The organism is Pseudomonas yamanorum (assembly GCF_900105735.1).
GTDB lineage: Bacteria > Pseudomonadota > Gammaproteobacteria > Pseudomonadales > Pseudomonadaceae > Aquipseudomonas > Aquipseudomonas yamanorum.
This window is the reverse complement of the sequence record NZ_LT629793.1, coordinates 2,428,060-2,449,054: the sequence shown is the minus strand read 5'-3', so window position 1 is coordinate 2,449,054 and position 20,995 is coordinate 2,428,060. Positions and strand designations below refer to the sequence as shown.

Here is a 20,995-nt window from a genome sequence, read left to right as displayed (position 1 = left end):
CCACCGGTGCCTCCATGTTCAACACCCGTCTCAAGCAGGAGCTGTCTGCTCTTCGCGAAGAATTGTCCAGCCTGCAGCAAGTGAGAGAGAGCCTGGAAAGCGAAATGATGACCCTGACCCTGGATCCCGAAGGGCGTATCGAGTCGGTCAATGCCATCTTTCTTCAAGAGATGGGTTACCAGGGCAGCCAGCTGGAAGGCCGCTTGATCGAAGACCTGGTGCCGGCGCACGTCAAGCAGGACGAGTTTCAACTGCGCTTCAAAAACGCATTGGTGCGGGGCGAACATTTCGCCGGTACGGTGCGTCTGACGCGGGGCAACGGCAACGAGGCGTGGTTGCGCTCCATCGTGCAACCGGTGCGCAGCAGCGACGGACGTATCAAGCATATTTCGATGTTTTCCAGCGACCTGACCCGCACCATCGAGGCCTCCCGCGAGCACGAAAACCTGATCACCGCGCTGGTGCGCTCCACAGCGGTGATCGAGTTTGACCTCAACGGTAATGTGCTGACGGCCAACGACCGTTTCCTCAACGGCATGGGCTACAGCCTGGCGCAGATCCAGGGCAAACATCACCGGATATTTTGCGAATCGCAGGACGCCAACAGCGTCGAGTACCAGCAGTTCTGGAAACGCCTGAACGCCGGGGAATTCGTCGCCGGCCGCTTCAAACGCGTGGACAGCCACGGACGCGTGGTGTGGCTGGAGGCCTCGTATAACCCGGTGCTCGACGCCAATGAGCGGCTGTACAAAGTGGTCAAGTTCGCCACCGTGATCACCGACCAGGTCAACCAGGAACAGGCCGTGGCCGACGCGGCCAGCATCGCCTACAGCACCTCGCTGCAAACCGACAGCAGCGCCCAGCGTGGCACCACCGTGGTCACCCAGGCGGTGGACGTGATGCGCGACCTGGCCAAGCACATGCAGCAAGCGGGCGACGGCATTGAAGCGCTGAACGCCCAGTCCCAGGTGATCGGCAGCATCGTCAAGACCATCAGCGGCATCGCCGAGCAGACCAACCTGCTGGCGCTCAACGCCGCCATCGAAGCCGCCCGCGCCGGTGAGCAAGGCCGTGGTTTTGCGGTGGTGGCCGATGAGGTTCGGCAACTGGCGTCGCGTACCAGCAAGGCCACCGAGGAGATCGTCGGCGTGGTACGCCAGAACCAGGACATGGCCCGCGATGCAGTGGCGCTGATGACCGATGGCCGCCTGCAGGCCGAACAGGGCCTGGCATTGGCGGCCGAGGCGGGCACGGTGATCGTGGAGATCCAGGACGGTGCCCAGAAGGTGGTCAGCGCCGTAGGGCAATTCGCCAATCAACTGAGCAGCTAGTCACCGGGGCTCATGCTTGAGGTATCGTAGGTTTTTTTCCGAGCCTTTTGTCCATGAGCCCTAACCATCGCCGTCCCGTCCCACTGTCCAAGGCCTACCGCCTGCTCAACCACGGCCCGACCGTGCTGGTCAGCGCTGCGCACAATGGCCAGCGCAACATCATGGCGGCTGCCTGGGCCATGCCCCTGGATTTCGAACCGCCCAAAGTCGCCGTCGTACTCGACAAGGCCACCTGGACCCGGCACCTGCTGGAAGGTGCCGGCACCTTCGTGCTCAACGTGCCGTGTGCGGCCCAGGCGGATATCGTGCAGACCGTGGGCAACACCACCGGCAGCGAGACGGACAAGTTCGCGGCGTACGGCTTGCAGACCTTCAGCGGCGAACACACCGAAGCGCCGATGCTCGAAGGCTGCGTGGCGTGGCTGGAGTGCCGGTTGCTGCCGGAGCCGCATAACCAGCAGACCTATGATCTGTTCCTCGCCGAAGTCGTGGCGGCCGAGGCGGATGAGCGGGTGTTCAGCGACGGTCGCTGGCATTTCGACGGGCACGATGGGCTGCGTACCTTGCACCATGTGGCGGGCGGGCATTTCCTGACGATTGGTGAGCCCATTGATGGGCGGCAGCTTTAAGCCCAGTACCGAATTCTTCCGGTAGAGCCTGGTTTGTGGCGAGGGAGTTTGCTCCCGCTGGAGCGCGAAGCGGTTCCATTGCTTTCCTGCCAATACACTTGGTCGGTAGATATACGACTGCTGTGCAGCTGAGCGGGAGCAAGCTCCCTCTCCACAAAGGTTGTGTTACCACTGGGTTTTGCTGAGCGCCTCGGCAAACGCCATCAACTTCGGTGAGTACTGCCGCGATGGCGGATACACCAGGGATATCGCCCGACTGCGCCCGGCAAAATCCTCCAGCAAGGGCACCAGGCGCCCGGCCGCCAGGTCCTCCCGCACTGCAAAATCCATCACTTGGGCGATGCCAAACCCGCCCAGTGCGCCGTCCACCAGCGCATCGCCAATATCAAAGATCAACCGTCCCTCGACGCTCACGTCCTGCACCTTGCCCTCCAGCATGAACTGCCAGTCCACCAGCCGGCTGGTGCGCAGGTTGCGTACGGTCAGGCAGTTGTGGTCCTTGAGTTCATCGACGGTTTGCGGCGTACCAAAACGCGCGAGATAAGCCGGGGAGGCGACGGTGACCCAGCGCAGCGGCGGCAGTGCCCGGGCGATCAGGCGTTGGTCCTGGATATCGCCGGTGCGCAGCAAGGCATCAAAACCTTCGTCGACGATGTCCACCAGGCGATCGGTCATTACCGCTTCGATACGCAGTTCGGGGTATTGCAAAGTCAGTTCGCCGATCACCGGCATCACCACTTTGCGGCCAAACAACGAGGGCGTGCTGATCTTCAGCAAACCCGAGGGTGAGGCGCGGCGGTCGAGCATCTGTCGTTCGGCTTCGGCCAGTTCAGCGAGCAACGGCGCGCTGCGTTCATACAGCATCTGGCCGTCGGGAGTGAGGCTGACGCTGCGGGTGTTGCGTTGCAGCAGGCGCACACCCAGCTGGTTTTCCAGCCGGGAAATGGCCCGGGACAAGCCCGATTGGGTCAGCCCCAGGTCTCCGGCGGCGCGAGTGAAACTACGGGTTTCGGCGACGCGCACCAGCAGGCGAACAGCGTTCAGATCCATGATTAAAGTCATTACTGAAAGAGAGATAAGGCTATTTATCATCTGTTGGGCATGAAAGACACTGGCGTCTCTCACTTTTTGGCAGGACGCTGTGATGTCTTTATCTCGACCCTCAGGCTGGATGCTGTTGCTGCTGGCGACCGCGCAACTGATCATCGCCCTCGACGCGACCATCGTGTTTGTCGCGCTGCCGCAGATCGGCAGCCACCTGGGTTTTTCTGCCCAGCAATTGCAGTGGGTGGTCAGCGCCTACAGCGTGGCGTTCGGCGGTTTCCTGTTGCTGGGCGGTCGCGCCGCAGACCTGCTGGGCAAGCGGCGCTTGTACATCCTCGGCCAATCTCTGTATGCGCTGTCTTCCCTGGCGGCGGTGCTCGGCGGCAGCGCCTTGTTGCTGGTGCTGGCCCGGGCGGTACAGGGCGTGGGCGGGGCGCTGTTGTTCCCGGCGACGCTGGCGCTGATCAACACCCATTACGCCGAAGGGCCGGCGCGTAATCGTGCATTTGCGGTGTGGAGCGCGGCCTCGGCAGCGGGCCTGGCATTGGGCGCGTTGCTCGGCGGCGTGCTGACCCAGGCCTGGGGTTGGGAGGCGGTATTCCTGGTGAATGTGCCGCTGGCGGGTGCCTGCGCCCTGGCGGCGCGCTACTGGATTCCCGCCGATGGCGAGCGGGCCCGTGGGCGCAACTTTGATATCAGCGGCGCGCTGACCGTGACGGTGGGCGGCACGCTGCTGGTGTTTTCCCTGGTACAAGGCCCTGAGTGGGGTTGGGCGGCGCCGTCGACCCTGGGCTGCATGACCCTGGCGCTGGCGCTGCTCGGGTTGTTTGCCTGGATCGAACACCGGGGCTGTGATCCCCTGATGCCGCTGCGGTTGTTGGGCTATCGCGAGTTGCGTATGGCCATGGTGTTGACGGCGGTGTTCATGAGCAGCTTTGGCGTGCAGTACTACTTTCTGGCGGTGTATTACCAGCAGGTCTATGGCTACAGCGTGTTGCAGGCGGGCTTGGCATTTTTGCCGGCGACCCTGGTGTGCACCGGCGGTATCTGGCTGGCGGAACGTTCGTTGGCACGCCTGGGATTGCGCACCACCCTGGTCAGCGGCCAGTTGGCGGGCGCGGTGGGCATCGCCCTGGTGTGCCTGGCGTTGCCGAAGGGGGCGGGGTTCTGGTCGTTGCTGCCGGGGATTTTCATCCTGAGCATCGGCCAGGGCATGACCTGGACGGCGATGTGGGTGGCCGCCGGCTTGGGCATCCGCCCGGGAGAGCAGGGTGTGGCGGCGGGCATGGCGTCCACCAGCCAGCAGATTGGCGGCGCATTGGGGTTGGCGTTGCTGGTGTCGCTGGCGAATGCCGGCGGGTCGACGGGCGCGGCGCAGGCGAGCGGGATTGAGCTGGCGTTGTGGTGGAGCGCGGCGATTGCCCTGGCGGGGGCGGTGTTGGCGTTAGCGCTTAAAGAGCGAGCTCTAGAGTCGAATGCGATTTCAGCAGCGACATAAATCAACTGTGGGAGCTGGCTTGCCTGCGATGGCGGAGTGTCAGTCAATCATTTATTAGCTGATCCACCGCTATCGCAGGCAAGCCAGCTCCCACAGGTTGATCGCATTTCAAGGCGGGGATTTCAGCGCCCGAGCATCTTCACCCAACGCGACGGCGGCATGCCGAAGGTGCTGCGGAATTGCCGGGTCATGTGGCTCTGGTCGGTAAAGCCGGCGGTCAGTGCCGCATCCACCAGTGATTGGCCCTGGCCCAGCAAGCTGCGCACCAGGTCCAGGCGGCGCATGGTCAGGTAGCGATAGGGGCTGGTCCCGAACAACAACCGAAAATCCCGCGACAACGCCCAGCGGTCGCGGTTGGCGTACTCCGCCATTTCATCGAGGGTGATCGGCCGGCCCAAGGCGCTGTGGATAAATTCCCGCGCGCGTTCGGCGGCGCGGTAGTCGAAGGTCTTGCGATTGACCGTGATGCCCGAGGCATTGTTCAGCGCCTGGGCCAGGTCAAACATTGCGTCCTGTTCTTGCAACGGATCAATCGGGCAATCCAGGCTTTGCAGCAACACTTCACTGGCGCGGTACAGCCACGGGTCGCTGGACAGCCCGCCGGGAATAAACGGTAACGGCTTGCCACCGAGCACTTGCTGGATCAGCGCCGGCTCCACGTAAATCATCCGGTATTTGAAACCTTCCTCGCTGCCGGCCCAGCCGTCATGCACTTCATCGGGATGGATCACCATGGTCCGCCCCGGCAGACTGTGGGTCATGCCGCCGCGATAGTGAAAACTCTGCACCCCGAACAGGGTACGGCCGATGGCATAGGTGTCGTGGCGATGAGGGTCGAAGCCAAACCCGGCAAAATACGCCTCGATACGCTCCAGGCCACTGGCGTGGGGCGCGCGGTGCAGCCAGTCGAGAGAGGGTTTGATCATGGTGTCAGTCGCAGGTCGGGACGCAAATACGTTACCCCAGTGTGACTGGGCTGTCTGCTGCGGTCTTGAACGATTGTGCCACTGCTGAAATTTCGGGGGGCAGTATCGGTTTTGTGTTCAGGTATCGCCAATCATTAAAAAATTATTGTTTTACGATAATTAATCGTTTATTTTTCTGCCTCAAATTTCTGAGAGGCTTACCCATGAATTCCCAACGTCTTGCCCAGCTCAGCCAGCGCATGGCATTGCTTACCCTGTTATTGATTGTCGCCATACTGCTGCTCAATACCGCCGCGTGGCTTTACCCGCAACAAAGCGCTTCGTTCGGATTTGGTTTCGCCTTGAGTGGTCAACAGATCGAGGGACGGGCGGAGATCGTGGCGGCTTTCCCTTGGTGGCAGACACTGGGCGGCGTCCTGCTCTCCAGCATTCCCTTGATGGCGCTGGTGTCCGGTTTGAATCATTTGCGCCAGCTGTTCCAGAACTATGCTCGTGGGGAGTATTTTTCCTGCGCCGCCGCGCAGCACTTGGGTAAAGTAGGCCGGGCCGTGGCACTGTGGGTGTTGCTGGATTTTCTGTGTGAGCCCTTGCTCAGTGTCTGGGTCACGATGAACGAGCCGGTTGGCCAGCGGCTGCTCACCTTGAGTTTTACCCCGCCCAGCATCGTGGCGCTGTTTCTCGCCGGCTGCATCTCGGTGATCGCGCGCATCCTGTGGCAGGCCAGTGAAGTGGATTCTGAAAACCGTACGTTTGTTTGAGAACAGCATGTCTATTGTGATTGAGTTGGACGTTATGCTCGCCCGGCGCAAGGTCAAGTCCAAGGACCTGGCCGCCGCCATTGGTATCACCGAACAAAACCTGTCATTGCTCAAGCAAGGCAAGGTCAAGGGCATACGGCTGGCGACCCTGGATGCAATCTGCAAGTATCTGGAGTGTCAGCCGGGCGACCTGCTGGTGCATGAACCCGAACCTGAGCTGTAAACGGCAAGGATCTTTAATTCCCTGAAGGATGGATCAACCGATGCTTTTCCCAAGCCTGCCGTACGCCGCGCCTCTTCTGTCGCTGGCCTTGCTCTGGACCGTCGCGGTCGTGACGCCAGGCCCGAACTTCTTCAACACGGCGCAATTGGCCGCCAGCTGCTCGCGCCGCCATGGCGTAGTGGCGTCCGCTGGCGTGGCCACTGGCACCGTGATGTGGGGCCTGGCCGGCGGCTTGGGGATCAAGTCATTGTTTACCGCAGCGCCGATGCTGTACCTGGCGTTCAAGATCATCGGCGGCTGCTACCTGATTTACCTGGGATTGAAACTGTTCCGGCGCTCGGCACCTTCCATGGCCCAGAACCTGTTGCCCGACGAACCTCGGCGTTCGTTGTTTTCCGCCTGGCGCCTGGGTTTATTGGGCAACCTGTCCAATCCCAAGGCGGCGCTGTTCGTCGCGACGATCTTTGCGTCCACCATGCCCCCATCACCGTCGCCGATGCTGCTGACCCTGGCCGTGATCACCATGGCGACGCTGTCATTCAGCTGGTACACCTGCGTGGCACTGGTGTTTTCCAGTGAGCGGATGGCCAACGTCTACAGCCGCTCGCGCAAGTGGCTGGACCGATTCGCCGGCGGTTGTTATGTGCTGTTCGGGGCCACGCTGGTAGCGAATCGCTGACGGCTCATGGTAAGAAGCCTTACTTTCAAACGTGAGGCCGATCATGAGCAAGCTGCGGGTAGGGATTATTTTTGGTGGCCGTTCGGCCGAGCATGAAGTGTCGCTGCAATCGGCGCGTAATATCGTCGACGCGCTGGACCGTTCGCGCTTCGAGCCGATCCTGATCGGCATCGACAAGGCCGGCCACTGGCACCTCAACGACACCTCGGGCTTTCTGCTCAACGAAGAAAACCCGGCACTGATCGCCCTCAATCAATCCAATCGTGAACTGGCGGTCGTGCCGGGCAAGGCCAGCCAGCAACTGGTGGAAACCGCCAGCCAGGCCTCGTTGGAACACGTCGACGTGATTTTCCCGATCGTCCACGGCACCCTCGGCGAAGACGGCTGCCTGCAAGGCCTGCTGCGCATGGCGGACCTGCCGTTTGTCGGCTCCGACGTGCTGGGCTCGGCCGTGTGCATGGACAAAGACATCAGCAAACGCCTGCTGAGGGATGCCGGGATTGCCGTGACGCCGTTCATTACCCTCAACCGCAGGAATGCGGCGCGTACCACTTTCGAACACGCCCAACAGAAACTCGGATTGCCGATGTTCGTGAAACCGGCGAACCAGGGTTCGTCCGTGGGGGTGAGCAAGGTGGGCAGCGAGGCTGAATATCACGCTGCTGTAGAGCTGGCACTTGGGTTTGATGAAAAGGTGCTGGTGGAGTCGGCGGTAAAAGGCCGGGAAATTGAATGCGCTGTGCTGGGTAACGAGAACCCCATCGCCAGCGGTTGTGGCGAGATCGTGGTGCGGGACGGGTTCTATTCCTACGACAGCAAATACATCGATGACCAGGCAGCCCAGGTGGTGGTGCCGGCGGACATCAGTGTCGAAGCCAGCGAGCGCATTCGTGCGTTGGCCATCGAAGCGTTTGAAACCCTGGGCTGTGCCGGGCTGGCGCGGGTGGATGTGTTTCTGACGGATGAGGGTGAGGTGCTGATCAACGAAATCAACTCGTTGCCTGGGTTCACCCGCATCAGCATGTACCCGAAGTTGTGGCAGGCGGCTGGCATGAGCTACAGCGAGCTGGTGAGTCGGTTGATCGAGCTGGCGCTGGAGCGGCATGCGGGGCGTAAGGGGTTGAAGATTAGCCGGTAGACCAGTAACGCCATCAGGCGTTACTGAGGACTTCTCGAAAAACGTCTGGCCTGATGGCTGCTATGTGCAGCAAGGAACGTGCTGCGCCGGAAGGAGAACGGCGCCCTTGCTCCCATTCTTGAAGCGTTCGTACAGAGACCCCCAGCAGTTCGGCAAACTTGGGCTGTGACAACCCGGTCTTGCTGCGCGCCTCAGCCGCTTGGGTAATTTCGACGTGATGGACGTGACCATGACGCCCTTCCTTGACGTCGATAACGGCAGCCAGCAATTCCTCGCCGATGTTGCGCTTGGCGTCACGTTCCTTCAGCTGTTTCTCAGTGAGTGGCATGGTTCATCTCCTTGGCGATTTTGTAGAGGACATGCGCGGGAATATTCTCGGTGGCACCTTTGCCATAAATCAGCAAGGCAACTAGTAGTGCGCCGCACGCCAATTGCGTTGTGTAAATGATCCGTACTGAGCTGCTCTTGCCCCGGCCTTCCAAGCTCCAGCGTACTTTTCGGCAACCACCAGAACTTGGAATGACAGTACCTGAATCGGGGTGGTTGGCTAGAAAAGCCATAAAAATACCCCGTTCCTCTTCGGTCCAGTAATCGGGCCATAGCTTGCTGAATAATGGTGACTCGATGATCGTTAACACGCAAAAATTCTACGTCTTTGACGTAGTCTCTGGCAAGAAGGGGCGGGGCCAGAAAATGTCAGCGGATGGAGAGGGATTCAAGAAACGTTGTTTCGCAAAAAATGACAGCCCACAGATTTTCTAAGGCTAATAGCTAAGAGAGCTGTGGGCGTCGTCCCATTACACTGCGCGAGCAACCCACGAGTACAACAACGTCTTCCTCTCCGTACTGTCATGGGTCCTTCTGCGATAACTCGCAAACGCCGGCGAGGTGCAATACGTACACACTTCGCTCACCTCAACCTGCTTACGTTTTATCCCTGCCGCCTCCAGCAAAATCAGTGCGTACCGGCTCAGATCAAACCACGCACTCAAATCCTGCCTCGGATCAGGCGGCGCAATCTGTGGCGTCAACAGTGGCCCTGGCTGCTCAAACGTCCACGGCGCATTTCCATCCCGCCACAAATGCCCCTGACTCGCCTGCAACTGCGCCACAAACTCACCACTCACCTCATAACAACAAGGCTTGATCGAAGGCCCAATCGCAATCCGCAACTGATCCAACGCGACACCCTCGGCGGTAAACCGTTGCATGGCATTGGCGATGATCCCGCCTTGCAGTCCTTTCCAGCCGCCATGTATCGCCGCGACAAATTCCCCGTCCTCCGAGGCCATCAGCAACGGCAGGCAGTCGGCGGTAATCACCGCAATCGGCTGCATATCCCGGCTGAAAACCCCATCGGCTTCAACCGTATTGGCTGCCAGCTCCGCGCGCCATTCAATGGTCGTGGCGCTGTGCACCTGCTTGCAGATGAACACCTTGTCAGGCCGCAATGGATCGTCAATCGAACAAAACCCATGATCGACGCCAGCAAGGGCGCCGAGGTTATTTGCCTTGTGCACGCGCAGCTCTCCAGTGAGTCAACTCAATCCCCCAGCGCTTCGCCTTCACGGCGTGGATCAGCCCCGCCGATCAACGACGCTTTGCCCTGCGCATCGCGCACCCGGACGATCGCCTGGGCGCCGCTGGTCATGTCGATTTCGCTCAGGGCGTGGCCCTTGTCCTTCAGCGCCTGTTTCAACGGTGCACTGAACAACCCGGCTTCCAGCTCGGTCGCACCGTTGCGGCTGCCAAAGTTGGGCAGGCCGACGGCCGCTTGCGGGTCGAGGTTCCAGTCGAGCATGGCCACCAGGGATTTGCTCACGTATTCGATGATCTGCGAACCGCCCGGCGAGCCAACGGTGGCCACCAGCTCGCCGCTCTGACGATCAAACACCAGCGTCGGCGCCATGGACGAACGCGGGCGCTTGCCCGGCTCGATCCGGTTGGCCACCGGCTGGCCGTTCTCTTCAGGTATGAAGGAGAAGTCGGTCATCTGGTTATTCAGCAAAAAGCCCTGGACCATCACATGGGAGCCGAATGCGGACTCCACCGTGGTGGTCATCGATACCGCGCCACCCACGTCATCCACTGCCACCACTTGCGAGGTGGAAATGCGCAGCGGCGAGCGATCCGGCGCATAGGCCACTTCAATCCCGGCCGGCTTGCCCGGCTTGGCGACGCCCATGCTGCGCTCACCAATCAACGCAGCGCGGCTGGCCAGGTAATTCGGAGCGATCAGTCCGGCAACCGGCACCGGCACGTAGTCCGAATCTGCCACGTATTGGGCGCGGTCGGCGTAGGCCAGGCGGTCGGCTTCGGCGATCAGGTGCACTGCTTCGGGTACCGGTTCCAGGCCTGCCGGGGAATCGTTTTTCACCGGCTTCAACGGCGCGAGCGCCATGCGCGGGTCGCGGGCTTCCAGGGCCTGCAACGTGCCGAGGATCTGCGCAATGGCGATCCCGCCGGACGACGGTGGCGGCATGCCGCAGACTTTCCAGCGCTTGTAGTCAGTGCACAACGGCGCCCGCTCAACCGCGCTGTAACCCTTGAGGTCGGTCAGCGTCAGGCTGCCGGCGTTGCTGTTGCCCTGCACCTTGCGGGTGATTTCTTCAGCAATCGGGCCGTAGTACAGCGCGTCCGGCCCTTCCTTGGCGATGCGTTTGAAGACGTTGGCCAGTGCCGGGTTTTTCAGCAGCGTACCGGTGGCCTTGGGGCTGCCGTCGGCGTTCAGGAAGTACGCGGTCATTTCCGGCGAGCGAGTGATGTAGCGGTCGGCGGCGATCAGGCTGTGCAGGCGTGCCGAGATCGGGAAGCCCTGTTCCGCCAGGCGAATGGCCGGCTCGAATAAGGTTGCCCATTGCAGGTGACCGGTCTTTTTGTGGGCCATCTCCAAGGCACGCAACACACCCGGAGTTGCCACGGACCGCCCGCCAATCTGTGCCTCGGGGAAGGCCATCGGCGTACCGTCGGCCTTCAGGAACAACCGCTCGGTAGCGCCCGCCGGTGCGGTTTCACGACCGTCGTAGGCGTGCACCTGTTTGCCGTCCCACAGCATGATGAACGCACCGCCGCCGATCCCGGACGACTGTGGTTCCACCAGCGTCAGTACGGCCTGCATGGCAATCGCCGCATCGATGGCCGAGCCGCCCTTGCGCAGGATTTCCCGACCGGCTTCGGCGGCCAGCGGGTTGGCGGCGGCGGCCATATGGCGCTCGGCGTGGCGGGTGCTCATGTCGGTGCGATAGCCCGAACCGAGTTCCGGGGCGGGCGGCAATTCAGGCGCGGTGGCGCTGTGGCAGGCGGCGAGGGTGAGGGCGGCGGTGATCAGCGAGAGGGTGGTAAGGCGTTGACGGTGGAAAATCGAAAGCACGCGATGACTCCGTTCATTTGAGAATGATCTGTTGTCCGTGTAGGGAATGTACCTCAGCGCTTTGGGAGAAGGGAGATTGATCTGTATTTAGTTGTGCGGTACAACTATATCCCTCCTCATTCGGGCAAGAGGTTTCCCCGTGAACCGTTCCAGGCCAGACCTTATCGATCAGATCCGCTGTGCCTCACGCCTCATGGTGCGAGAGCTGGGTTTCATGCAGCCGAAGTTGGCAGCCAGCCGTTATCCACCGTCTTCGGTGCACACGATTGTTGAAATCGGCGAGCGTGGCGCACTGACAGCGGCTGAACTGGTCACCTTGCTGGGCCTGGAAAAATCATCGGTGAGCCGTATGGTTCGCAAGCTGATCGAGGCGGGCGAGCTGGAAGAATTTGCCAACGAGGACGATGCCCGTTCGAAAAAGCTGCGGCTCACCGTGCGAGGCCAAAAGACGTTAGATGACATCGAAACGTTTGCCCGGCGCCAGGTGGGCGAGGCCATTGGTGACTTGTCCAGCGAACAGCAACAGGCCGTCAGCCGTGGGCTTGATCAGTACGCCGCAGCCTTGCAAACCCAACGCACCGGCGCCCGGCAGACAAGGCACTACAGCATTGCCCGTGGCTACCGGCCTGGGGTGATTGGGCGCATCGCGCAAATGCACGCCGAGTACTACGCCAAACACGCCAATTTTGGCCAGCCGTTCGAAAGTCTGGTGGCGGCGGACATGGCCGAGTTGATGGGACGCCTGGCCAACCCGCGCAACGAAGTGTGGGCGGTACTGGATGGAACGCAGATTGTGGGTTCGATTGCCATTGATGGCGAGGGCGAAAACGGCGAGGCGATCTTGCGCTGCTTCATCCTGGACCCGTCGGCACACGGCCAAGGCTTGGGCAAACGGCTGTTGCAAGAGGCGCTGGATTTCTGTGACGAGCACCGGTTCCCGGCGGTGCGGCTGTGGACGTTCAAGGGCCTGGATGTGGCGCGCAAGCTCTATGAAAACGCGGGCTTTGTGCTGGAGTCGCAACAGGAGGGGCAGCAGTGGGGCAAGTCGGTGGTGGAGCAGTGTTTTGTGCGGCAAGGGGTTTGACGCAACGGCGCCCCAGTCAACGGGGCGCCGTTACGGCCTGAAGATCACTCGGATATTGCGAGGCACATCCGCCGGGTTGATCAACGCGGTCAACACATGATCGGCCCAGACCCCGTTGATCTTGAGATACGCCCGCGCTTCACCTTCTCGTTCAAATCCCAGCCGCGCCAGCAGGCGCGCGCTGCGCTCATTCTCCGTGCGGTAGTTGGCCATGATTCGGTGCAGTTGCATGGCGTCGAACACATGGGCAATCGCCGCCGTCAGCGCTTCGTGCATCAGGCCCTGGCCTTGGGCGGTCTCAGCCAGCGCATAACCCAAGTGGCAGGCCTGGAACGCACCGCGCACGATGTTGCTGAAGTTGCAGGCACCGATGATTTGGTCCTGGCTGAATATCAGCAGGTGCAACGCTTCGCCGCTGGCGGTTTTGTCGGCCATGGCTTGGAGGCGTTCGGTGATGGCGTCCAGTTCAAAAAAGGCGTCGTCACGCGAAGGCTCCCACGGCTTCAGGAAATCGCGATTTTGCAGCAGGTACATTTGCAGGACGCGAGCGTGGGAAGGGTGGGCGCCCAGCAGTATGAGGCGGTCAGTGCTGATGCCGGTAGCGGGGAATGTCATGCGTCACCTTCTTGTGGTTTGCCAGCCGGGCTATCCTGGCGCTTCAGTCGTACAGAATCCAGCCAGGCTGGCATTCACATAATTCTTACCCGGGCACAGCTATGATGCTCGTCCTTATGCAATAAGCCTGACAGGGCAACCCATTATGAATGTGAGCGTTCTCTACGCGTTGGCTGCTGCGGCGTTGTTCGGCGCCAGCACTCCGCTTGCCAAGCTCTTGGGGCTGGATACGCCGCCCATCCTGTTGGCAGGGCTGCTCTATCTGGGCAGCGGCCTGGGCCTGGCCGTCGTTCGGTTTGCCCGCGACCACGGCTGGAAACGGCCCGGCCTTGCAGCCGGAGAGTGGCCCTGGTTGATGGGCGCCATTGTCTTTGGGGGCGTGCTTGCGCCTGTGGCGCTCATGTATGGCCTCACCCGTACCGCGGGCGCCACCGCATCGCTGATGCTCAATCTTGAGTCAGTGCTCACGGCCGTGCTGGCGTGGGTCGTGTTTAAAGAGAACGCGGATCGCCGGATTGTGGTCGGCATGATCGCGATTGTTTTGGGCGGGCTCGTCTTGTCGTGGCCGCAAGGGACGGCGACGGCTCATGATTGGACGGGGCCGCTGGCCGTGGCGTTCGCCTGTTTTTGTTGGGCCATCGATAACAACCTGACCCGTAAGGTCTCTGCCTCGGACGCGCTGTTTATCGCCGGGAGCAAAGGCTTGGCGGCGGGGGTGGTCAATTGCTGTTTGGCGTTGGCCATCGGGTCGCAACTGCCAGCCGTGGCCACGCTGGGGTCCATCATGGTGGTTGGGCTGTTGGGGTATGGCGTGAGTTTGGTGCTGTTTGTGCTCGCTCTGCGCGGGCTTGGCAGTGCGCGCACCGGCGCCTATTTTTCCACGGCTCCCTTTCTTGGCGCGGTCATCTCGATCCTGATCCTGGGCGAGTCGGTTTCGCTGATGTTCTTGCTCGCGGCCGCCTTGATGGCCATCGGGGTGTGGATTCATCTGATGGAACATCATGCGCACGAGCATCAGCACGATCCCCTCACGCACGGTCATCGCCATACACACGACGAGCACCACCAGCATGTGCATAACTTTGAGTGGGACGGTACCGAGCCACATAGTCATGCGCATGAGCATGCACCGATTCAGCATAGCCATGCGCATTTTCCCGATGTGCACCATCGGCATAGGCACTGACGTATCTAGGGCAATAGGGCCGTGTACTTTTCTTCAGGCATAAAAAAACGGCCTACCTTTCGGTAAGCCGTTTTTAGTACTTGGTGGCTACACAGGGACTTGAACCCCGGACCCCAGCATTATGAATGCTATGCTCTAACCAACTGAGCTATGTAGCCAAGTGGCGCGCATTATTCGCGGAGAACGGGAATGCGTCAAGCGCTTTTTTTGAAAATTTATCTACGCTATCAACTGTTTAACGGGAAACACCGGGTTTGGTGACGAGCGGTTGGGGTTTGCGCAGGTCCCAAGGCGGCGAAGATCAAAAGGTGGGAGCGGGCTTGCTCGCGAATGCGGTGTGTCAGTCAGCAGAGGTATTGGCTGGTCCACCGCATTCGCGAGCAAGCCCGCTCCCACAGTTGATCTGCGGTGTTCTGGCGTTCGTGCGTCAGGTTTTGCGCGGGTGCAGGCACTCTATCGAGCGGTCGACCATGGCTTTGGCCATTTCCAGCAGGTGCCACACGGCAAGCACTTTGGCGCGCTCGGGGCTTTGCAGTTGTTCGCCACAGTCGAGCGCGGTGGCCGAGGCGCTGTGCAGCAGGTCGGCGGTGTAAAGCAGGGAGTCTTCGAAGCTGATTTCGTCGCTGATGGCGTAGAAGTTTGTCGAGGGTTGCGGCGGGTCGGTGGGCAGGTAGTGGTCGAGCGCTCGGTTGAAGGCGGCGCGGTCTTTGGCTTGGTCACGGGGTGGATCGGGGACGATCTTGAACATGGTGTAGCTCCTATTGACCTGAAGAAGCTGCCACCGTCGCTGCTAAACGAGAAGGGTGGCGGCTGTACGCGGGTTAGCAGACCAGTCAATAGGAAAACCGGCGCACCCGAAGGTGCCCCACGCACAGCCACCATGAACTGGGGCGTAAAGCGTGTGCCTATTGAGTTCAGGCTGCTAAACCCGATCACTGAAAACCAGCGACGGACCGAAGACTAGTCACCGACTCCCCCAGGCACAAGGCCGAAAGATTCTCTAGGAAACGTCCCGCAAATTAAAGGGATTCATCTTGCTGGCCCTTTACAAGCCATGACCGCTGCATCGATTCACCTGGTCGTTAGCCTGCTAACGGGATAGCCTTCCTGCACCCAAAAGTGGCACATTGTCGCACCTGCACCTGTGCATCCATCTGCTGTACGGAAAACCTCCCATGGCTCTGAGCAATTCCCAGCCCTCCGTGGCTACGACGCCTGCCGCCGGGCAAACCAGCCCGTTGGTGATGCGTGTAATCGGCGCGGTGGCGCTAGCGCATTTGATCAATGACTTGATCCAGTCGGTACTGCCTTCGATCTACCCGATGCTCAAGGCCAATTACGGCCTGACGTTCACCCAGGTCGGCCTGATCACTCTTACGTTCCAGCTCACCGCGTCCCTGCTGCAACCGTGGGTGGGTTATTACACCGATCGCCATCCCAAGCCGTACCTGTTGCCCTGCGGGATGATTTGTACGCTGGTGGGCATTTTGATGATGTCCCAGGTGGGCAGCTTCCCGTTGATCCTGCTGGCAGCGGGGTTGATTGGTATCGGCTCGTCGACCTTCCACCCGGAAGCGTCCCGCGTGGCGCGCCTGGCGTCGGGCGGGCGTTATGGCCTGGCGCAGTCGACCTTCCAGGTGGGCGGTAATGCGGGCTCCGCGTTCGGCCCGTTGCTGGCGGCGGCGATCATCATTCCGTTCGGCCAGGGCAATGTGGCCTGGTTCGGTCTGTTCGCGGTATTTGCATTGTTTGTGCTGTATGCGATCAGCCGCTGGTACGCGCACCACTTGAATCTGTTCAAGCTCAAGCAAGGCCAGGCGGCCACCCATGGCCTGTCCAAAGGCCGGGTGCTGAGTGCGTTGGTGGTGCTGGGCCTGCTGGTGTTTTCCAAGTACTTCTACATGGCCAGCTTCACCAGTTACTTCACCTTTTACCTGATCGAGAAGTTCGACCTGTCGGTGGCCAGTTCCCAGCTGCATCTGTTCCTGTTCCTGGGGGCGGTGGCGGCGGGTACGTTCTTTGGCGGGCCGATTGGCGACAAGATCGGCCGTAAGGCGGTGATCTGGTTCTCCATCCTCGGGGTTGCGCCGTTCACCCTGATTCTGCCCCACGTGGACCTGTTCTGGACCAGCATTCTGAGTGTGGTGATCGGCTTTATTCTGGCCTCGGCATTCTCGGCAATTGTGGTGTATGCGCAAGAGTTGGTGCCGGGCAATGTGGGGATGATCGCCGGGGTGTTCTTCGGTTTGATGTTCGGTTTTGGCGGGATTGGCGCGGCTCTGCTGGGGCACCTGGCAGACATCCACGGCATCGAGTACGTGTACACGCTGTGCTCGTTCCTGCCGCTGTTCGGGGTGTTGGCGATTCTGTTGCCGCGTACCAAAAAGGCCTGATATCGGGTCAGTCGAGTCGGGCAGATATCCTTGCTGCCCAACGCTTGCGTCAAACGGGTAAATCAACTGCTCCTGCAAAGGGTGTCGGCGTTGCGCCGGTGCCCTGATTTACGGTTGTAGCGGGTTGTAGGTGGCTCGCTTCAATTGTTCCCGCGCCCGGGACAAGCGTGAGCGCACGGTGCCAATGGGGATGTCCATGGCGTCGGCGGTGTCCTGGTAGCTGCCGTCGGTTTCCAGCGAGGCGTAGAGGGTTTTACGCATTTCCAGTGGCAAGTGAGTAATCGCCCGCAGGGTTCTTTCGAGCCTGCGGTTGATCTCGAACTGCCAGTCCAGGTTGTTGTTTTCTTCCTGCCCATGCCACAGCGCTTCATCGAACTCGCAATGCACCGGTTTGGCATACAGGCGCCGGAAGTGATTGCGGATCAGGTTCTGGGCAATCCCGCACATCCACGTACTCAGGGTGGCCTGGCCGCCGAAGCGGTCCCGGTTACGCCAGGCCTCCAGGTACGTCAGTTGCAGAATATCGTCTGCATCTTCCGGGTTCAGCACGCGTTTATGGATGAAACGGCGGAGTTTCTTGTGGTGGTCTTCCGACAGGTTCTGGATGGAGCGGTGCGGGTCAGGTGTAAGGTGAACTAGAACATCGACTGGGATATCCATGAATTTTTCCTCAGGGTAGACACGATCGAAATAATTCCGACGGGAACCCCCCTAGCACTGCCTGTGCCAAGCGATAAATATGTCTAACCTGTTGATATGTATGAAGAAATATCTTGTTTTGATGCTTTTTCATGCAAGGCTTTGCACAAACCTCCAGAGGTTTGTGCCGGTTTTTTCATAAGCCTCTGAATCGCCAGCAAGATGGAACCGTAATGGGTTTGGCCTCCACACAAGGATACGAATCTCCCTGTCCTGGCATTCCCCATGAAAGTCGATCCCCACGTTGATGTGCAAAAGCCCCAGAGCCTGGATCAGCCTGCGCTTGCAAGGGTTGATAACCGCCCACCTTCCCAGACGAGTACCCCGCCGATCGGCGATGACCTCGGTTCGCTGTTCAACCAAGAGGTCGAGCTCAACAGTCGCGCGCTTGGACGGCGGCAGATAGGGTTGCGCGTTATGCCGGTGGAGCAACTGGCGCAACTCTATGAACAGTTGGGGCATCCGGCTCAGGCAACGCTGGCGACCATTGCGCGAAGTGTCAGGGTTCAATTGCTGGTGAGCCCCAGCGTCGAGAAGTTTCTGGAGATCACCGGCAATGACCCGGCCCGGGCATACGTGGTGCTCCAGCAAGTGGCCGCCCAGGCCGATGCCGAGGTGCGCAGCAACGAAGCGAAACTGGCTCGCGAGGCGCTGGTGAAGCTGGAGATGCGCTTCAAGCCGCAGATCCAGGCGGGCCTGAACACGGCGCTGGCGCTGCAAGCCAGCAGTGATGACCCACACCTGCGCCAGGCGGTGCGCAGTGTGTATTACGCCAGCGTGATCACCCGGCAATCCCTGGCAACGATGCTGCAGGCGCTGTTGGGGTTGTTTGGCGGCGAAGACCTTGGCCAGGGGCTGAAGCTGATGCGTCGCGCCCTGGCCGACGACATTGCGGCGCTGACGCCGTCGATTGCCTCGGCCAAATTGCTCACGCTACTGGTGGGGTTGCGTGGCTGCGACCAACTGGGTGGCATCTTGTGCAATTGCCGGGACCTGATCGAGCGCCTGGCCCTCACCTATCCCGAGGTGACACGGGACGCAGTGGCCCTGCTCCAACGCTTGCTGGGTTACTCGAACACCGGGATTGCGACTGCCGAGATCCAGCGCCTGGCCATTGAATTGGGCGGGGTTGATGTACTCAACCAGTTGATTTCACTCAACAGTGTTTATCCGATGCTCAAGAGCCTGCCGCTGGCCGTGTGGCGTGATAACAGGGGCCGTGAGGACTGCCTGAACAGCTTTTTGCTGGTGATGGACGAATACGCACGCACCGAGCGCGGAACCCGGCAGGGTATGGCCCCGCAGGGCCCCGATGCATGAGCGCGCTACGGGTCATCAATGGCGTGCTGCTGAAAGTTGCACAACGTGCCGAAGTGATGGGCGCGGTGGTCATCATGGCCATTGTGTTCATCTTTATTGTGCCGCTGCCCACCTGGCTGGTGGACATCCTGATTGCCCTGAATATCTGTATCTCGTGCCTGTTGATCGTGCTGGCGTTGTACCTGCCGGGGCCGCTGGCGTTTTCTTCGTTTCCGTCGATCCTGTTGCTGACCACCATGTTTCGTCTGGCCCTCTCGATTGCCACCACGCGATTGATCCTGCTGGAGCAGGATGCCGGCGATATAGTCGAGGCCTTCGGCAACTTCGTGGTGGGCGGCAACCTGGCGGTAGGGTTGGTGATCTTCATGATCCTGACCATCGTCAACTTCCTGGTGATTACCAAGGGTTCGGAGCGGGTCGCTGAAGTGGCGGCGCGGTTCAGCCTGGATGCCATGCCCGGCAAGCAAATGTCCATCGACAGTGATTTGCGTGCCGGTCTGATCGATGGCGAGCAGGCCCGGGACAAACGCGAGCAATTATCCCGCGAGAGCCAGCTGTTCGGGGCCATGGACGGGGCCATGAAATTCGTCAAGGGCGACGCCATCGCCGGGCTGATTATCGTGGTGATCAACTTGCTGGGCGGGTTCTCCACCGGCATGTTCCAGCACGGCATGAGCGCCGGCGATTCCATGGCGCTGTACTCCGTACTGACCATCGGTGATGGCCTGATTGCGCAGATTCCCGCGCTGCTGATTTCCTTGACCGCGGGCATGATCATCACGCGTGTGGCGCCGTCCGGGCGTAACAAGGGCTCCAACAACATGGGCGCCGAGATCGCCCGGCAAATGACCAGCGAACCCAAGAGCTGGATCATCGCCTCGGTCGGCATGCTCGCCTTTGCGGCGCTTCCGGGGATGCCGACGCTGGTGTTTATCCTCATCTCGCTGATCACCGGTTCCGTGGGTTACGTCCTGGTGCGCCAGCGCCAGAAGCGCGAGCAGCCGGAGCAAGCGGGCGCCGATGCGGTCGCCCCGCAAGACAACGGTGAAGAAGACCTGCGGGGCTTTGATCCGTCGCGGCCTTATCTGTTGCAGTTCCCGGCAGCCTTGCACGGCAGTGCACAGGTGGCGCAGGTCACCCACGGTATTCGCCAGGCGCGCAATGGCCTGGTCACGCAAATCGGCTTGACGCTGCCGCCGTTTGAAGTCGAGTTTGCACCCGCACTGGCCGAGGATGAGTTCCGCTTCTGCGTGCATGAAGTGCCGATGATCAAGGCCACCCTGGGACACCGGGTAGCGGTGGCCCTTGACACCTTGGCCACTGAGCCCGAAGAGGCCGCCAAGGGACTGCCTGAGCGCGACGAACAGGAGTGGGTGTGGCTGGCGCCCGACGATCCACTGCTCGACGACGAGCACTTGGAGCGCTTCACCGCAGAGAGCTTGATCATCGAACGCATGACCCGGGCGATGCTGCTGAGCGGGCCGCAGTTCCTCGGAATTCAGGAGAGCAAGTCGATTCTCAGTTGGCTTGAATTCAATCAGCCGGAGCTGGTGCAGGAACTGCAACGCATCATGCCGCTTTCACGTTTTTCGGCAGTGTTGCAGCGCCTGGCCAGCGAGGGCGTGCCCCTGCGGGCCGTGCGGCTGATCGTGGAGGCCTTGATCGAATACGGCCAGCATGAGCGTGAGCCGGATGCCTTGGCCGATTACGCGCGCATTGCCCTCAAGTCGCAGATTTTCCATCAGTACAGCGAAGCCGATGGCCTGCATGCCTGGCTGTTGTCGCCCCACAGCGAAAACGTGCTGCGTGATGCGTTGCGCCAGACCCAGACCGGGGTGTTCTTTTCCCTCGACAACGACAGCAGTGCGGTGTTGGTCAGCCTGCTCAAACAAGCCTTTGCCGTGCGGGCCAAGAGAAAGAGCGTGCTGTTGGTCGCGCAGGATCTGCGCAGCCCTTTGCGTACCTTGCTGCTGGAAGAGTTCAACCATGTGCCGGTGCTGTCGTTTGCCGAGCTGGGTAGTTCCTCCAAGGTGAAGGTGCTGGGGCGCTTTGATCTGGGTCAGGACGATCTGTTGCGCGGCGCAGTGGCATGAGGGCTTGAT

Annotated in this window: 21 protein-coding genes, 1 tRNA gene and 1 pseudogene; 13 read left to right on the top strand and 10 right to left on the bottom strand. The window is 60.7% G+C overall.

The genetic code is table 11. The annotated features are described in order from the left end of the window. Positions 1-14 precede the first annotated feature (14 nt). The 3 genes and pseudogenes from BLU46_RS33510 to BLU46_RS11830 form a co-directional block, all read left to right on the top strand. Positions 15-791, top strand: a pseudogene (locus BLU46_RS33510) (PAS domain-containing protein); the annotation flags it as partial. A 108-nt stretch (positions 792-899) separates the two neighbouring features. Further along, positions 900-1,331: a methyl-accepting chemotaxis protein gene (locus tag BLU46_RS33505; protein WP_373568931.1), complete on the top strand. Its 432-nt coding sequence runs from the start codon at positions 900-902 to the stop codon at positions 1,329-1,331. Positions 1,332-1,384: 53 nt separating this feature from the next. After that, complete coding sequence (locus BLU46_RS11830) at positions 1,385-1,960, top strand: flavin reductase family protein (RefSeq protein ID WP_063033166.1); 576 nt, start codon at positions 1,385-1,387, stop codon at positions 1,958-1,960. Positions 1,961-2,125: 165 nt separating this feature from the next. Here the strand turns inward: BLU46_RS11830 and BLU46_RS11825 are convergent, their stop codons facing one another. Further along, positions 2,126-3,010, bottom strand: coding sequence for a LysR family transcriptional regulator (locus BLU46_RS11825; protein ID WP_093201875.1), 885 nt, complete (start codon positions 3,008-3,010; stop codon positions 2,126-2,128). A gap of 121 nt (positions 3,011-3,131) precedes the next feature. Here BLU46_RS11825 and BLU46_RS11820 point away from each other — a divergent pair, with 121 nt between their 5' ends. Continuing rightward, positions 3,132-4,502: an MFS transporter gene (locus BLU46_RS11820; protein WP_093201871.1), complete on the top strand. Its 1,371-nt coding sequence runs from the start codon at positions 3,132-3,134 to the stop codon at positions 4,500-4,502. A gap of 122 nt (positions 4,503-4,624) precedes the next feature. On the opposite strand, the gene BLU46_RS11815 is transcribed toward BLU46_RS11820, so the two are convergent. After that, positions 4,625-5,428: an AraC family transcriptional regulator gene (locus tag BLU46_RS11815; protein ID WP_076014932.1), complete on the bottom strand. Its 804-nt coding sequence runs from the start codon at positions 5,426-5,428 to the stop codon at positions 4,625-4,627. Positions 5,429-5,631: 203 nt separating this feature from the next. On the opposite strand from BLU46_RS11815, the gene BLU46_RS11810 reads away from it, so the two are divergent. Genes BLU46_RS11810 through ddlA form a run of 4 tightly spaced genes read left to right on the top strand, consistent with a single transcriptional unit; the run spans position 5,632 to position 8,226 of the window. Next, positions 5,632-6,186, top strand: a complete 555-nt coding sequence (locus BLU46_RS11810) for a DUF2975 domain-containing protein (RefSeq protein WP_093201866.1) — start codon at positions 5,632-5,634, stop codon at positions 6,184-6,186. Between the two features lie 7 nt (positions 6,187-6,193). After that, a complete protein-coding gene (locus BLU46_RS11805) occupies positions 6,194-6,409 on the top strand; it encodes a helix-turn-helix domain-containing protein (protein ID WP_010177071.1) in 216 nt (71 codons plus the stop codon). A gap of 40 nt (positions 6,410-6,449) precedes the next feature. Beyond that, positions 6,450-7,088 carry a LysE family transporter gene (locus BLU46_RS11800; protein WP_063033163.1) on the top strand — a complete coding sequence of 213 codons (639 nt, stop codon included), beginning with the start codon at positions 6,450-6,452 and terminating at the stop codon, positions 7,086-7,088. 43 nt (positions 7,089-7,131) lie between these two features. Further along, positions 7,132-8,226, top strand: a complete 1,095-nt coding sequence (gene ddlA / locus BLU46_RS11795) for a D-alanine--D-alanine ligase (protein WP_063033162.1) — start codon at positions 7,132-7,134, stop codon at positions 8,224-8,226. A gap of 13 nt (positions 8,227-8,239) precedes the next feature. Here ddlA and BLU46_RS11790 read toward each other — a convergent pair whose 3' ends face one another. The 4 genes from BLU46_RS11790 to ggt all read right to left on the bottom strand — a co-directional run bounded on the left by BLU46_RS11790 (position 8,240) and on the right by ggt (position 11,596). Further along, on the bottom strand, positions 8,240-8,554 hold the full coding sequence (locus BLU46_RS11790; RefSeq protein ID WP_017478621.1) for a helix-turn-helix domain-containing protein: 315 nt from the start codon (positions 8,552-8,554) through the stop codon (positions 8,240-8,242). Continuing rightward, positions 8,541-8,864 (bottom strand): transcriptional regulator, encoded by a 324-nt coding sequence (locus BLU46_RS11785; protein ID WP_093201861.1) that lies wholly within the window; start codon positions 8,862-8,864, stop codon positions 8,541-8,543. Before BLU46_RS11785 ends, BLU46_RS11790 begins: the two co-directional genes overlap by 14 nt. A gap of 159 nt (positions 8,865-9,023) precedes the next feature. Then, on the bottom strand, positions 9,024-9,746 hold the full coding sequence (locus BLU46_RS11780; RefSeq protein WP_093201857.1) for a polyphenol oxidase family protein: 723 nt from the start codon (positions 9,744-9,746) through the stop codon (positions 9,024-9,026). 23 nt (positions 9,747-9,769) lie between these two features. Next, positions 9,770-11,596 carry a gamma-glutamyltransferase gene (gene ggt, locus BLU46_RS11775; RefSeq protein ID WP_093201853.1) on the bottom strand — a complete coding sequence of 609 codons (1,827 nt, stop codon included), beginning with the start codon at positions 11,594-11,596 and terminating at the stop codon, positions 9,770-9,772. Positions 11,597-11,789: 193 nt separating this feature from the next. Here ggt and BLU46_RS11770 point away from each other — a divergent pair, with 193 nt between their 5' ends. Beyond that, complete coding sequence (locus BLU46_RS11770; protein ID WP_231988896.1) at positions 11,790-12,680, top strand: bifunctional helix-turn-helix transcriptional regulator/GNAT family N-acetyltransferase; 891 nt, start codon at positions 11,790-11,792, stop codon at positions 12,678-12,680. Positions 12,681-12,710: 30 nt separating this feature from the next. Here BLU46_RS11770 and rimJ read toward each other — a convergent pair whose 3' ends face one another. Then, entirely contained in the window at positions 12,711-13,295 is a 585-nt protein-coding gene (gene rimJ / locus BLU46_RS11765; protein WP_093201843.1) for a ribosomal protein S5-alanine N-acetyltransferase, read from the bottom strand. Between the two features lie 145 nt (positions 13,296-13,440). Between rimJ and BLU46_RS11760 the strand changes: the two genes are divergently transcribed. Beyond that, positions 13,441-14,481 carry a DMT family transporter gene (locus BLU46_RS11760; RefSeq protein WP_093201839.1) on the top strand — a complete coding sequence of 347 codons (1,041 nt, stop codon included), beginning with the start codon at positions 13,441-13,443 and terminating at the stop codon, positions 14,479-14,481. 81 nt (positions 14,482-14,562) lie between these two features. On the opposite strand, the gene BLU46_RS11755 is transcribed toward BLU46_RS11760, so the two are convergent. After that, a tRNA-Met gene (locus BLU46_RS11755) sits at positions 14,563-14,639 on the bottom strand. Positions 14,640-14,908: 269 nt separating this feature from the next. Continuing rightward, positions 14,909-15,229 (bottom strand): DUF6124 family protein, encoded by a 321-nt coding sequence (locus BLU46_RS11750; protein WP_063033154.1) that lies wholly within the window; start codon positions 15,227-15,229, stop codon positions 14,909-14,911. A 427-nt stretch (positions 15,230-15,656) separates the two neighbouring features. On the opposite strand from BLU46_RS11750, the gene BLU46_RS11745 reads away from it, so the two are divergent. Further along, complete coding sequence (locus tag BLU46_RS11745; protein ID WP_093201834.1) at positions 15,657-16,874, top strand: MFS transporter; 1,218 nt, start codon at positions 15,657-15,659, stop codon at positions 16,872-16,874. A gap of 108 nt (positions 16,875-16,982) precedes the next feature. Here BLU46_RS11745 and BLU46_RS11740 read toward each other — a convergent pair whose 3' ends face one another. Beyond that, the gene (locus BLU46_RS11740) at positions 16,983-17,534 is read right to left on the bottom strand and encodes an RNA polymerase sigma factor (protein ID WP_063033152.1); all 552 of its coding nucleotides are present in this window, start codon (positions 17,532-17,534) and stop codon (positions 16,983-16,985) included. A 264-nt stretch (positions 17,535-17,798) separates the two neighbouring features. Here BLU46_RS11740 and sctW point away from each other — a divergent pair, with 264 nt between their 5' ends. Both sctW and sctV read left to right on the top strand, forming a co-directional pair. Further along, positions 17,799-18,893, top strand: coding sequence for a type III secretion system gatekeeper subunit SctW (gene sctW, locus BLU46_RS11735; RefSeq protein ID WP_093201829.1), 1,095 nt, complete (start codon positions 17,799-17,801; stop codon positions 18,891-18,893). Further along, positions 18,890-20,986, top strand: coding sequence for a type III secretion system export apparatus subunit SctV (gene sctV, locus BLU46_RS11730; protein WP_093201825.1), 2,097 nt, complete (start codon positions 18,890-18,892; stop codon positions 20,984-20,986). The genes sctW and sctV overlap by 4 nt, the downstream gene beginning before the upstream one ends. Positions 20,987-20,995 lie beyond the last annotated feature (9 nt).

Excerpts from the sequence above, each read along its gene's own strand:
- BLU46_RS33505 (WP_373568931.1), top strand. The coding sequence starts at position 900 with ATGCGCGACCTGGCCAAGCACATGCAGCAAGCGGGCGACGGCATTGAA.
- BLU46_RS11830 (WP_063033166.1), top strand. The coding sequence starts at position 1,385 with ATGAGCCCTAACCATCGCCGTCCCGTCCCACTGTCCAAGGCCTACCGC.
- BLU46_RS11825 (WP_093201875.1), bottom strand. The coding sequence starts at position 3,010 with ATGGATCTGAACGCTGTTCGCCTGCTGGTGCGCGTCGCCGAAACCCGT.
- BLU46_RS11820 (WP_093201871.1), top strand. The coding sequence starts at position 3,132 with ATGCTGTTGCTGCTGGCGACCGCGCAACTGATCATCGCCCTCGACGCG.
- BLU46_RS11815 (WP_076014932.1), bottom strand. The coding sequence starts at position 5,428 with ATGATCAAACCCTCTCTCGACTGGCTGCACCGCGCGCCCCACGCCAGT.
- BLU46_RS11810 (WP_093201866.1), top strand. The coding sequence starts at position 5,632 with ATGAATTCCCAACGTCTTGCCCAGCTCAGCCAGCGCATGGCATTGCTT.
- BLU46_RS11805 (WP_010177071.1), top strand. The coding sequence starts at position 6,194 with ATGTCTATTGTGATTGAGTTGGACGTTATGCTCGCCCGGCGCAAGGTC.
- BLU46_RS11800 (WP_063033163.1), top strand. The coding sequence starts at position 6,450 with ATGCTTTTCCCAAGCCTGCCGTACGCCGCGCCTCTTCTGTCGCTGGCC.
- ddlA (WP_063033162.1), top strand. The coding sequence starts at position 7,132 with ATGAGCAAGCTGCGGGTAGGGATTATTTTTGGTGGCCGTTCGGCCGAG.
- BLU46_RS11790 (WP_017478621.1), bottom strand. The coding sequence starts at position 8,554 with ATGCCACTCACTGAGAAACAGCTGAAGGAACGTGACGCCAAGCGCAAC.
- BLU46_RS11770 (WP_231988896.1), top strand. The coding sequence starts at position 11,790 with ATGGTGCGAGAGCTGGGTTTCATGCAGCCGAAGTTGGCAGCCAGCCGT.
- rimJ (WP_093201843.1), bottom strand. The coding sequence starts at position 13,295 with ATGACATTCCCCGCTACCGGCATCAGCACTGACCGCCTCATACTGCTG.
- BLU46_RS11760 (WP_093201839.1), top strand. The coding sequence starts at position 13,441 with ATGAATGTGAGCGTTCTCTACGCGTTGGCTGCTGCGGCGTTGTTCGGC.
- BLU46_RS11750 (WP_063033154.1), bottom strand. The coding sequence starts at position 15,229 with ATGTTCAAGATCGTCCCCGATCCACCCCGTGACCAAGCCAAAGACCGC.
- BLU46_RS11745 (WP_093201834.1), top strand. The coding sequence starts at position 15,657 with ATGGCTCTGAGCAATTCCCAGCCCTCCGTGGCTACGACGCCTGCCGCC.
- BLU46_RS11740 (WP_063033152.1), bottom strand. The coding sequence starts at position 17,534 with ATGGATATCCCAGTCGATGTTCTAGTTCACCTTACACCTGACCCGCAC.
- sctW (WP_093201829.1), top strand. The coding sequence starts at position 17,799 with ATGAAAGTCGATCCCCACGTTGATGTGCAAAAGCCCCAGAGCCTGGAT.
- sctV (WP_093201825.1), top strand. The coding sequence starts at position 18,890 with ATGAGCGCGCTACGGGTCATCAATGGCGTGCTGCTGAAAGTTGCACAA.